Source organism: Synechococcus sp. MIT S1220, assembly GCF_047303025.1.
Taxonomy (GTDB): Bacteria; Cyanobacteriota; Cyanobacteriia; order PCC-6307; family Cyanobiaceae; genus Parasynechococcus.
In genome coordinates, this window is record NZ_CP138939.1 from 2,061,113 (window position 1) to 2,073,124 (window position 12,012).

Consider the following 12,012-nt stretch of genomic DNA (forward strand, 5'->3'; position numbering starts at 1 on the left):
CCAATTCTGCCTGGCTGAATCACCGACTGGCTTGACACAGCAGAGCACTACCACCGCCAATGCCAATCAAAACCGGGAGCCAAGCCGCGACAACTGGAGGGAGGGTGCCCTTGACGCCCAATGAACTGAAACTGAAACTGATGACGTAATAAACAACAATGATTCCAAGAGTTAACACAAATGCAAAACTACGACTGGTTCGATAGCTGGGTTGAGCACCGAGTGTTGCACCGAACAACCCGAACACAACACAGGCCAAGGGAAACGTAAATTTCTCTTGTATTCGAACACGAATTTTGCGTGCGTCTTTGTTATTTCCTGCTTCTACATAAAGCCGTTCGGCTTGCCTTGCCTCCGCAACCGTCATGTTGACCGCATCTTTCTGTATTCGCGTTAACCGCAGTGGGCCCGAGCCAAGAGGATAAACATAACGGTCAAATTCAACTTTTGTTGAACTGCCATTAGGACTCAAAGTTAAATTCTGGCCATCAAAAAAATCCCATTGAGCCTGCGCTTCATTCCAGATTGCTTTTTCTGCAACAAGCATCTGAGTAAAACCAACGCGAGAGAAATCCAAGACTGTGACATTCAGCATCTCTCCATTGGCAAAACTGCGCGCATAAAACAGCTGTGTTAAACCGCGTCTAGACTCCTCATCAGCATCAGAACTTAAACGTCCAAATTGTGGATAAATGATATCTTCTCCCTTCTCTGTTGCCAGAGAACGCCCCAAAGCGCGTTGCAACGTCACCTCAGCAAAGCGGTTGCTTCTTGGAACAACAACATCGTTCAAAAAGAAGGTAAAACCCGTCATCACGATCGAGAGGACCATGGCAGCCGTGATCATTCGGATTGTCGTAACCCCAAGACTGCGCAGAGCTGTCAGTTCACTATTGGCAGATAAACGGGTAAAAACAAACAGGCAGGCCATCAATGTTCCCATCGGAACAGAAAACGCCAACCATCGCGGCATGCTGAATAGAAGAACCTGTACTGCAATTGCAAGTGGAAGATTCTTATCCACCATCTGGCGTACCAGCTCAAACATCACGCCGCCAGTGAGCAGGAGAAGCGTGAACAGCGCGATAAAAAACAGCAAAGGACCAATCACTTCGACCACCATCCACCTGTCCAACAGGGGCAACCGCATCCACGTCAATCGCTTCAGTTGTTTCATCACAGCTGGAATGCCTCTCCGAGGTAATGGCGTCGAACCAGGGGATCGGCAGCCACCTCATCGGACCGACCGGAGGCCAAAATTGCACCATCGTTAAGGATGTAAGCCCGATCAGTGATCGCGAGTGTTTCGCGAACATTGTGGTCCGTGATCAGAATTCCCATGCCACGGGACCGTAAATCCTGTACAAGTCCCTGGAGGTCTGCAACGGCAAGCGGATCGACGCCGGCGAAAGGCTCATCAAGCAGGAGATAACGCGGGCCATTGGCACCAACTGCAAGGGCCCGCGCCACTTCGCAGCGCCGCCTCTCTCCTCCGGAGAGTTGAAAGCCAAGCCGGTCCATGAATGCCGTCAAATGGAAATCGTCGATGAGCTGATCCCGCCGGTCACGCCGTTCAACCGAACTCAGTGTTGTTTGATCCAGGGCGAGTTCAAGATTTTCTCGAACGGTGAGATGGCGAAACACACTGGGCTCTTGAGGTAAGTAGCCCATACCAAGACGGGCCCGTTGCGGCATGGACAAGCCTGCGACATCGAGATCGTCGAGCAGGACCTGGCCGGAATCCGGACGGAGCAAACCGATCACCAGATTGAACGTGGTGGTTTTACCAGCGCCGTTCGGCCCGAGTAGACCAACGATTTCTCCAGGAGGCAACTGAAGCGAGACACCCTTGACAAGCAACCGGCCACCCAGGCCGATCGAGACCTCATCCAGCGAAAGACTCATGGAAGAGTTTGCTCTGAGCCGGTGGTTTCAAGCTCCAACTGCCATCGACTGAACACCTGAGCACCCTCCTCGGGTGTTGCAACCGCACGCTCATCATCAAGATTGTATGTCACACGATCTGCGCGCAACAAATTTCCATTCTCCTGCACAACATCAACATCGCCGCTGAGAACAATCCTGGCTTCTTTCGTAAAATATTGGGCCTGGCGACTGGTTGCCACCACGCCACGATCAGCGTGAACGAGTCGAACATTCCCGCTGGCTGTCACCACCCCTGTGACATTGTCCGCGGATTGAACATCAGACTCAATGGTAATTAATCCATCCGAGGATGGATCGGCAGCTTGGGCTTCAGCTGAACCCAGCACAACAGTGGCCAACACTGTTAGTAACAATCCAAAACGGCGGATTACCGGCAGCACATTCGCGGCCACAGACAGCCTTGCATCATTTGAAGCGGACCCTACTGCCATCTCAATCAACGACACGAAGGCCTGGGACAGTGCAGGACTCGGGATCTTGTTCTGATTGAAGGCAACGAAGTCGATCGCCGACGCTCTGACAAAGGAAATCAAGATCCAGCCCTAGATCTGGCGTGCCTGGTCTTTTCAGCCGACCAAGAGCCTCACCGAAAAGGATCGTTGCGCCACGCCTGTTGCCCCTCTGCAAATGCAATTGAGCCACAGCAACCTGAAGAATTCCCTGCAGACTGCGACGCTCTGGGTCGGCCGTTTCATGCCATAGCTCTTCAAAAACATCATGGGCGGCGTACCACTCAGCTGAATTGAAAAGATCTACAGCCTGCTGGAAGCGGGGATCCCCCTCAACCATCAGCGTTTTGCCATTTTCTTGGCAGGAAGTTTGCGCAGGCGAATCGATTCGGGAGTGACCTCCAACATCTCATCCGGTCCGATGTACTCCAGAGCCCTCTCAAGGGTCATCTGAATAGGAGATTGAAGCGTGTCTAATTCATCGGCACCAGCAGAACGCATATTGGTGAGCTGCTTCGACTTACAAACGTTGATTTCAAGATCCTGGGGGCGATTGTTTTCGCCAATGATCATCCCCTTGTAAACCTTCGTTCCAGGTGTGATGAAGAACTGACCACGATCCTCAGCATTCTTAAGCGCATAGAACGTTGCTGTGCCTTCTTCAAAGGCAATCAGAACACCATTGCGCCTTGTATCGAAATCACCTGTCATTGGGCGGTATTCGAAAAAGGAATGGCTCATGATGCCCTCACCGCGGGTTGCGCGGATGAATTCACCTCGAAAGCCAATCAACCCACGGGCAGGAACAATAAATTCCAACTGGGTGCGTCCATCCTGACCGGTTTCCATGTTCTGCATCTCACCCTTCCGAGACCCCAGTTTTTCGATGCAGGCACCGACAGCCTCCTCAGGAACATCCATCACGAGAGTTTCAACGGGCTCACAGGGCGTTCCATCAATGGTGCGGAAAATCACCTGAGGCTGGGAGACCTGAAATTCGTAACCCTCGCGGCGCATCGTTTCGATCAGGATGCCCAGATGCAGCTCACCACGGCCACTCACGGCAAAACGATCAGGCGAATCGGTTTCCTCAACGCGTAGTGCCACGTTGGTCAGCAATTCACGTTCAAGACGATCACGCACCTGGCGACTGGTGACAAATTTGCCCTCCTTTCCAGCGAATGGAGAGTCGTTCACCACGAAAGTCATCTGCAACGTGGGTTCATCCACCTTGATCAGAGGCAACGCCGTGGGCTCGTCAGGGCAAGCGATCGTCTCACCGATGTTGACGTCATCAAATCCCGCGACAGCAACAAGATCACCAGCACTGGCGTCTGCGATTTCCACACGCTGGAGTCCTTCAAAACCAAGAAGTTTGCTGATTCGTCCGCGTTTTATCGTTCCGTCATCTTTAATCAGGGAAGCATTTTGACCCTGACGGATCATACCGTTATGCACACGGCCAATAATGATGCGTCCGAGGAAATCTGAATAATCAAGCGTTGTGATCTGTAGTTGAAGCGGCTTCTCCGCATCACCAACCGGGGGCGGCACATGACGGAGAATGGCATCAAATAGCGGACGCATATTGTCGCTATCTGTCTTCATATCAGGTTTGGCAAACCCGCCAAGACCACTGCCGAAGAGATAAGGGAAGTCGCATTGGTCGTCATCGGCCCCGAGCTCGATGAATAGATCCAAAACCTTGTCCACGGCTGTTTCAGGATCAACACGAGCACGGTCAATCTTGTTGACGAACACAATCGGACGAAGGCCCTGTTCCAATGCCTTCTTGAGAACAAAACGCGTCTGAGGCATTGGGCCCTCGTTGGCATCAACGATCAAAAGGCAACCATCAACCATGCCTAGAACCCGCTCGACCTCCCCCCCAAAATCAGCGTGTCCAGGAGTGTCAACAATGTTGATCCGGGTGTCGTTGTAGGTGACAGCGGTATTTTTCGAAAGAATTGTGATTCCACGCTCGCGCTCCAGGTCGTTGGAGTCCAACACGCAGGTTGGAACGGCCTCGTTGTCCCGAAAGATGCCGGATTGCGCCAACAGAGCGTCGACCAGGGTGGTTTTGCCATGGTCAACGTGAGCGATGATCGCGATGTTGCGAATCGCCTTTTGCTGGGCGCTCATGCGGGCTGACCGTTTGAAATTGTGAAGAACGCCATAGGCGCAGTGCGAAAGGATATCTCAACGTGAGAATTGGCTGGTTCGTTCCGGACCCTTCACGCGCAAGCTACCTCGCGTCACACCAAGTTGATGGTTGATGCTCTCCTGCCGCCAAACGTCGTCCGATGGCCGCCGACCCTGCAGAGCATCCACATACAGACGCACACGGCGAATGGCATCCTCTGGGCCTTCATCAAGCAATTCGAGCCTGAATGATCGGATTCCGGAACGGAGGAGAGAAGGCAAGCCCTCAACACCCGTCTGAGCCGTTCCGTTGAACAGCGTGTTGCGGCAACCCAGATCAGCCCGGAGTGGATGCTCCACTCCACTCCGATCCTTCAGGGTGACTGTGTGACGCTCACAGGGCCGACCGCAATCGGTATGGTCATAGCCATCTGAAAGAAAGGCACAGAACAGGCAATACTCCATATGGAACAAAGGCATGTGCTGATGGACGGTCACCTCAAGAAGGGATGGATCGACTGCGCAGGCCAGATCCAGCAATTGTTGAAGGTTGAGGTCATAACTCGCGGTCAGTCGCTCAAGACCCCAACGCCGGCAATACCAATGAACACTGAGCGGATTGGCGGTGTTCATGGAAAAGTCTCCCATGCAGGGCGCTAGTCCTGACAGGATTTCCAGTTGGTCGGCATTGCGGACCAGATAGCCGTCAGGCCGGGTCCGGATCAACGGTTCGAGGGTCCAGCGTTCGTCTGGGCGGGTGATACGCGGACCGGTGAGCCAGATCCCCTCCGGCCAGTGGCCCTGTCCAAGCGCCACGGCCTCCCGCAACTGACGTGGCTGGTCGAGATCCGCAACAACGGAGCGGATCGGCAGACCGTCAAGCCCTGGGGTAGTGAGCGCCCGCAGCTGCTCAAGGCTGCGCACAAGCACCACAAGCCCAGGTTCCGGCGTCACCTGGGCAGGTTGAACATCACCGAGAATCCCTTGCAAAACTTCAGTGATCTTTGGAGGAATTTCAACGACAGATGAAGGTTGATTCAGGCCTGCATGAGCGGCCTGCAAACGCTCGAGCAGTTCACGGCGCAACCGATTCAGCTCCGCTACAGGCAGAAAAAGATCACCGATCAGATCAAGCTCAAGCTGTTCAAGGGTCCAGCCGGTTCCGCCCAGGCGACCAAGCTGGTCTTCAAGTTTCTGACGATCCAGAGGCCTCCGTGAAGCAGGCTCCAGCGGCATGGTGCTGCGCAGATGCACTCCAGCTGCCTTTGGCACCACCGGTTCCAGCTCCAGGGACGCACCCAACCGCCCCCGGACCCGAAGCCTGAGCGGCCGGGGCGAGGCGACAGTCGTGCGCCGAGACGCCTTCTGCCATTGGCTCTCCCAATCGGGATCACTGGTCAGCCAAACGGAGGCACCGGTGGCAAGCGCTCGGGTGTCGATCCGGCCAGGCCCCAGCCGTAGTTTCAGCTGGTCACGATCAATGCGCTCCAGATCCATCACCCGGCCGCCAATCTCCAGCGGAGGGGTCAAGGGATCGTCACCATGGACTTCGAGAACGAGGCCCTGACCACGAAGCAATGGTTCCCTACTGCGGAGTAGCAACCAACCACCGCGGTTGACCCGCTGCAGCGATCCCACCAGGGGGCCGCGCTTTTTGCTCCACCGTCCATGAACGAGTCTCCTGTGATTAACACCCTTCAGCCAACCGCTGGATAAGCCACGGGAGAAAGCGAGTTCCAGCTGACGCTGCACCGTTGGTTTTCGATCCGCAGGTTTTGAACATGGTGTTTTTAAACCCAGTTTTTTGAACCCAATGTTTTTGAAGACGGTGTTTTTGAACCCGTCATGGGTGAGCCGTCCCCGTCACCCTGCCCCTGCCCATTCGCCGTCAGCCTCTGCCGATAGGCACTAATGACAGCTGCCACATAGGTCGCATCCTTGAGACGACCCTCGATCTTGAGACTGGCAACCCCAAGCTCCTGGAGCTGAGGCAGGAGCTCCCACGCAGCGAGATCCTGCGGAGACAGCAGATATCGCTGATCCCCCAGGTCGATGGGATCCCCGTCAACGACCATCTGATAGGGAAGGCGGCAAGCCTGGGCACATTCACCCCGGTTGGCGCTGCGCTGACCCAGGGACTCACTTGGAAGGCACTGGCCGGAATAAGCCACGCAGAGAGCACCGTGAACGAACACTTCCAGCGGCATGAAGAGATGCCGCTCAGTCAGTTGACGCTGCAAGCGTTCGAGGTCCTTCAAAGCGAGTTCCCGAGCAAGCACCACCCGCTGACAACCGAGGGCAGCGGCCTGGGCAACACCAGCCGCTGCAGTGATCGACATCTGCGTGGAGGCATGAAGAACAAGGTTCGGAACGAGCTGCCGCGCCAACGTGCAGAGTCCAACGTCTTGAACAATCACCGCATCAACACCGGCCCGATCCGCGGCTAGGAGCAGCTCAGCGGCCCGTTCCAGCTCATCGCTGAACACGAGCACGTTGAAGGTGAGAAATGTGAGAAATCCCCGTACCTCACGGTGATGCAGCCAACGCATCACATCCGCGAGTTCCTCGAGTTCAAAATTGTCGGCACGCTGACGAGCATTGAACGCCTTGACACCGAAGTAAACAGCGTCAGCACCATTGGCCACGGCGGCCTGCACGCCTCCCAATCTCCCGCGGGTGCGAGCAGTTCAGGCCGTTTCAAGGGCGACGCTGCACTAGACGTCGTGCAGGTTCAAACAGACGAAGAGCGCTGGCAGAGCCCTCGTATCGCCAATGCCACGGCTCATAGCTCACCCCTTGCGGATTGCCCTCAGGAAAGGAAAGGATGAAGTGATATCGAGCGGCGTGATCTTGCAGCCAACGGAACGCGGGAGTTTGTTCAAAGTCCGGTGAGAGATGGGTTTCCGGCGCCTCACCGTCGCCGATGTCAAGGGCGTATCCGGTGCTGTGTTCGGAATAACCAGGTGGCGCTGACACCATCGCCCTTTCTTCAGCTGTCTGATTCCGTTCAGAGGCCACATCAAAAAAAATTGATTCCTGAAGATCGTGGGATCGGTATCCACTCAGGAGCCGGAGATCCAGCCCATCAGCGGCTGCAGCTTGACGCATGGCATCAAAAGCGTTCGCCGCATCTTCATGAAGCTCGATTCCCGGCTCGACAACAATCAGCCGCGAATCCATTACCTCGTCATAGGGAAAGTGTCCTAGAAGACGGCCGTCTAAAGCTGGACGCTGATCGAACCCTGATAGCTGATCGAACCCTGAAACAAGTTCTGCTTCAACGTCATTTGTATTCAGACGAGCCAGCAACTCAGGTCCGAACAGCACACCTGCAACACTTCCTCCACAGACAACCACGCAAGAAAGAAACAGCCCAAAACCGCCACGGGATCGTCGCGGTGCCGGTCTTGATCGACGAGCAACAGGGATGTCATCTCTCTGAGCACGTCGAGCGGGAGCAGCCCGGGCCACATCGGTGATGCGTGTTGTATCAATCGTAAGGGCGGGTGCCAGTGGTCTCCTCAATCAGCATCTGCTCAGTGGTAGTTTCAAAAAACAATCCATCGGAGATTGGTTTAGATGTTGCGTGTCGCGGTTGTTGGCGGCGGTCCAAGTGGATCCTGTGCCGCTGAAGTGCTTGCCAAGGCAGGAATAGAGACTTGGCTCTTTGAACGCAAACTGGACAATGCAAAACCCTGCGGCGGAGCCATCCCCCTCTGCATGGTTGAGGAATTCGACCTTCCGGACAGCATCATCGACCGCAAGGTGCGGAACATGAAAATGATCTCCCCTTCCAATCGGGAAGTGGATATTCGACTGGATCCGTTGGGATATGACGACAACGCCTTCATCGGCATGTGTCGTCGTGAAGTGTTTGATGCCTTTCTCCGCAACCGAGCAGCCGATCTCGGCACAACCCTTGTGAACGGGCTTGTGCAGAAAATCGACACGGGCAAGAACCGCCAGGGGCCTTACACCCTCCATTACGCGGACTACAGCGGTGGAGGCCCCACCGGCGAGCAGAAAACCCTTGAGGTTGATCTGATCATCGGCGCCGATGGGGCCAATTCCCGAGTTGCCAAAGCGATGGATGCCGGCGACTACAACGTCGCCATTGCCTTCCAGGAACGGATCAAACTCCCTGCCGAGGAGATGACCTATTACGAGGATCTCGCGGAGATGTACGTCGGAACTGACGTTTCCCCCGATTTCTACGCCTGGGTGTTCCCGAAATACGACCACGTTGCGGTGGGAACCGGAACAATGCAGCAAAACCAAAGCCTGATCAAAGGCCTGCAGAAGGGAATACGCGAGCGGGCCAACAAACGACTCTTCAAGGGAGAGGTCATCAAGGTGGAAGCGCATCCGATTCCAGAGCATCCCCGGCCTAGACGCGTGGTCGGACGGATGGCTCTCGTTGGCGATGCAGCTGGTTACGTCACAAAGAGTTCGGGAGAAGGCATTTACTTCGCTGCCAAGAGTGGACGGATGTGCGCTGAGGCGATTGTTGAAATCAGCAAAAGTGGGACGAAAATTCCCAACGAAAAAGAGATTAAATCCACCTATCTCAAACGCTGGGATCGCAAATACGGCGCAACTTATGCCGTTCTAGACATTCTCCAGAGAATCTTCTACCGCAATGACGCGGCCAGAGAAGCCTTTGTGGAGATGTGTGATGACAAGGACGTTCAGAAGCTGACCTTTGACAGCTACCTCTACAAACGGGTCGTGATGATGAACCCCTGGCAGCAGATCAAACTGACACTGCGCACCCTGGGAAGTCTGATTCGCGGCGAAGCACTCGCACCCACCCAATACGACCCTGTGCCGTCGGCGGTGGGGCGGTCCGATGGTGATTTTTTAGCGGAAGAAGCTTCTCAGGCGGTCAAGGCACAGGCCAAAGGAAAGGACAAGGAGACCGCGTCGATCAGCTGAGCGATTCGGCATAGAGGGGTCACTACTGACGCGACTCAATCGCTGTACCGACCCCTTCCTTAACCCGTTCGATTCCCTGCTGATGATTTTTTCCAGGAGCTGGTTCCTTCTTGGTCGTCGACCAGACATTCACGGGATAAATCACAGCACCTGCAACAGTCAAGGCGGCCAGAACCAATCCCAGACCATTTCCACCTTGTTTGATCACCACGGGTGCCGTGCATTGGTGGATTGCTCAATTGACGGACTCATCAGCTGACTTCCACAGACTCGACCCCCCTGGCTAGCCAAGGGGGTCGAGTCTTTCCAACGCTTCAAGACTGAATCAGATCGAACCGAGCCAGAGCTGAGGCCTGGTTGCGAAGCACACCAAGCAAATTGAGACGATTCCGCCGCAGGGCTGGATCGTCGGCCATCACCATCACACTGGTGTCTCCATCAAAGAAGGCTTCCAACACCGGTGTGGCCTCAACAAGGGCGGCAGCAAGATCCGGATAAGCTCTTGAAGTGGCTAATGGCTCGAGCATTACTACCACTGCGTGCATCCCGTTCTCACTCGGAGAGGCGAACAACGAGGGATCCACAACATCGGAGGGAGAAAGATTGTCCACAGAAAGATCACCTTTCTCAGCCAATCGTGCCGCACGTTGAACAACCGCCTGCAAGGCGGCAAGCCCGCCCTGGTCGCGCAGCTTGGTCAACAATTTGATTCGATCCTGAACATCCACAGGATCACGCAGCAAACGCTGATCCGAAATGGCTGCACCGGCAACAGCCTGAACAAGATCCGGTGCATTGCCGTCCTCCTCCAACTGAGACACGATTCGCTGCCGCAGCAGAAGCATCAAATCCCCACAAAGGGTCTGCTGATCAACGTTGAAAGCGGGAAAGAGCTCAGACCAGACCGTTACAACATCACTGAGCAGAGCGACAAAATCGATGCGCCAACTCTTGTCCCAAAGAAGACGAAGCACCCCGTTCCCGGCCCGGCGCAATGCATAGGGATCGGATGATCCACTGGGCCGTTCTCCCTTCGCGTAGATGCTCAGCAGCAATTCCAGACGTTCAGCCAGAGCCACCACCGCTCCGGCTTCGGTGGAAGGGAGCTCATCACCCGCACCTTTGGGAAGGTAATGCTCCACAACAGCGAGGGCCACACCCCTCGGTTCACCCTCCTCAAGCAGATATTTCCCGCCGATCAAGCCTTGCAGTTCAGGAAACTCGCCGACCATCTGGCTGACCAGATCGTGTTTGCAAAACCGAGCGGCTTTGCAGGCGGTCGAGGCGACCTCTGGTGAAACAGGTAAGGACTGGATCAACTGATCGGTGAGACGTTCGATGCGATCGGATCGATCCCGAAGGCTGCCAAGGCCATCCGCAAACGTGACCCGCTGAAGGGCATCGCGCCTTGAAGCGCTCGACTGACGCCGATCAACACCAAGAAAGAATTCAGCATCGGCAAGACGCGCGCTCAGCACCCGTTCGTTGCCGCGAATGATCAGCTCAGAGGCCTGCTTCAAGCCATTGCCGACGAGAAGGAATTCAGGGCGCAGAACCGCAACGGCCTCCAAACGCAATGGATCGGACTGCACTCCAGGAACGTCCAGAGGGATGTAGCGCTGGTGAGCCTGCATCACAGTGCTGATTACCTCGGGGGGCAGCTTGAGAAAGCGATCGGCAATCCGTCCCCTTAGGACCTGTGGGTCTTCCACCAGATCAACCAATTCCTCGAACAGAGCGGAAGGACAGTTGGGAATCCCTTCAAGCGCTTGAGATTCCGTCTCAATGGCAGAGCGAATGCTGCGTGAGCGCTCCTCGCGGTTCACCACCACCCCAGCGGCAACGAGGGTGGCTTCATAGCTGTCGCTGTCTTGAATCGCTAGGGGCTGATCACCGTGAAGACGGTGGCCTCGGCTGAACTGAGCACTTCTGACCTGAGGATCTCCATCCTGAAGATCCACCTGGATCAGATCAGAACCCTGAAGAGCAAGCAGCCAGCGAATCGGTCGGCTGAACCGCTGCGTGCCTTGACCCCAACGCATGAAACGACGGCCCTGCAAACCATCAATCCAGCGAGGAATCATCTCCTGAAGCAGGGTCTGACTGCTTTGGCCTGGTGTACAAACCGTGGCAAAGACACATGGTCCCTTCGGCGTCTCCCGCACGTTGAGGTCCGCCGGGTCGACGCCGCATCGTTTCGCAAATCCGATCGCGGCTTGGCCGGGGACACCATCCTTGAATGCCTGCGCAGTCGGGGGACCCTTGCGCTCTTCGGTGAGATCCTCCTGCCGCTCCTGAAGCGCATCGACACGCACTACAAGACGGCGAGGGGTGCTCGTAGAGGTGACGGCCGCATGATCAAGACGATTCTCACGCAGATCCCGGCGCACCATCCGATCAAGCTGGCCCAGGGCAAGACGTGCGAAATCGGCAGGCAGCTCTTCTGTGCCGATCTCGAGAAGAAAGGTTGAATTCACGCCGCCGTCAGTGCCGTAGGAGACTTTATGGGAAGCCCCTTAGCTAGTTTCAAATGAAACAT

9 protein-coding genes and 1 pseudogene are annotated in these 12,012 nt (G+C 55.5%); 1 reads left to right on the plus strand and 9 read right to left on the minus strand.

Annotated features, from left to right (window positions below; translation table 11 throughout):
* Positions 1–19: 19 nt before the first annotated feature.
* From SIB64_RS10595 to SIB64_RS10625, 7 genes and pseudogenes are all read right to left on the minus strand, one after another.
* Positions 20–1,177 (minus strand): LptF/LptG family permease, encoded by a 1,158-nt coding sequence (locus SIB64_RS10595; protein WP_413440179.1) that lies wholly within the window; start codon positions 1,175–1,177, stop codon positions 20–22.
* Positions 1,177–1,905 carry an LPS export ABC transporter ATP-binding protein gene (lptB, locus tag SIB64_RS10600; RefSeq protein WP_413440180.1) on the minus strand — a complete coding sequence of 243 codons (729 nt, stop codon included), beginning with the start codon at positions 1,903–1,905 and terminating at the stop codon, positions 1,177–1,179. Before lptB ends, SIB64_RS10595 begins: the two co-directional genes overlap by 1 nt.
* On the minus strand, positions 1,902–2,378 hold the full coding sequence (locus tag SIB64_RS10605; protein WP_413440181.1) for an LptA/OstA family protein: 477 nt from the start codon (positions 2,376–2,378) through the stop codon (positions 1,902–1,904). Before SIB64_RS10605 ends, lptB begins: the two co-directional genes overlap by 4 nt.
* Position 2,379: 1 nt before the next feature.
* Positions 2,380–2,736 (minus strand): DUF309 domain-containing protein, encoded by a 357-nt coding sequence (locus tag SIB64_RS10610; protein WP_413440182.1) that lies wholly within the window; start codon positions 2,734–2,736, stop codon positions 2,380–2,382.
* Positions 2,736–4,538 carry a translational GTPase TypA gene (gene typA, locus SIB64_RS10615; protein ID WP_413440183.1) on the minus strand — a complete coding sequence of 601 codons (1,803 nt, stop codon included), beginning with the start codon at positions 4,536–4,538 and terminating at the stop codon, positions 2,736–2,738. Before typA ends, SIB64_RS10610 begins: the two co-directional genes overlap by 1 nt.
* A 57-nt stretch (positions 4,539–4,595) precedes the next feature.
* A pseudogene (locus tag SIB64_RS10620) lies at positions 4,596–7,239 on the minus strand (DUF3656 domain-containing U32 family peptidase).
* Positions 7,236–8,009, minus strand: coding sequence for a M15 family metallopeptidase (locus tag SIB64_RS10625; RefSeq protein WP_413442989.1), 774 nt, complete (start codon positions 8,007–8,009; stop codon positions 7,236–7,238). The pseudogene SIB64_RS10620 and the gene SIB64_RS10625 overlap by 4 nt, the downstream one beginning before the upstream one ends.
* Before the next feature lie 108 nt (positions 8,010–8,117).
* On the opposite strand from SIB64_RS10625, the gene chlP reads away from it, so the two are divergent.
* Positions 8,118–9,473, plus strand: a complete 1,356-nt coding sequence (gene chlP / locus SIB64_RS10630; RefSeq protein WP_413440184.1) for a geranylgeranyl reductase — start codon at positions 8,118–8,120, stop codon at positions 9,471–9,473.
* A 22-nt stretch (positions 9,474–9,495) separates the two neighbouring features.
* Here chlP and SIB64_RS10635 read toward each other — a convergent pair whose 3' ends face one another.
* On the minus strand, positions 9,496–9,684 hold the full coding sequence (locus SIB64_RS10635; protein WP_413440185.1) for a hypothetical protein: 189 nt from the start codon (positions 9,682–9,684) through the stop codon (positions 9,496–9,498).
* 103 nt (positions 9,685–9,787) lie between these two features.
* Positions 9,788–11,950, minus strand: a complete 2,163-nt coding sequence (gene glyS / locus SIB64_RS10640) for a glycine--tRNA ligase subunit beta (RefSeq protein ID WP_413440186.1) — start codon at positions 11,948–11,950, stop codon at positions 9,788–9,790.
* Positions 11,951–12,012: the final 62 nt, after the last annotated feature.

Excerpts from the sequence above, each read along its gene's own strand:
- SIB64_RS10595 (WP_413440179.1), bottom strand. The coding sequence starts at position 1,177 with ATGAAACAACTGAAGCGATTGACGTGGATGCGGTTGCCCCTGTTGGAC.
- lptB (WP_413440180.1), bottom strand. The coding sequence starts at position 1,905 with ATGAGTCTTTCGCTGGATGAGGTCTCGATCGGCCTGGGTGGCCGGTTG.
- SIB64_RS10605 (WP_413440181.1), bottom strand. The coding sequence starts at position 2,378 with ATGGCAGTAGGGTCCGCTTCAAATGATGCAAGGCTGTCTGTGGCCGCG.
- SIB64_RS10610 (WP_413440182.1), bottom strand. The coding sequence starts at position 2,736 with ATGGTTGAGGGGGATCCCCGCTTCCAGCAGGCTGTAGATCTTTTCAAT.
- typA (WP_413440183.1), bottom strand. The coding sequence starts at position 4,538 with ATGAGCGCCCAGCAAAAGGCGATTCGCAACATCGCGATCATCGCTCAC.
- chlP (WP_413440184.1), top strand. The coding sequence starts at position 8,118 with ATGTTGCGTGTCGCGGTTGTTGGCGGCGGTCCAAGTGGATCCTGTGCC.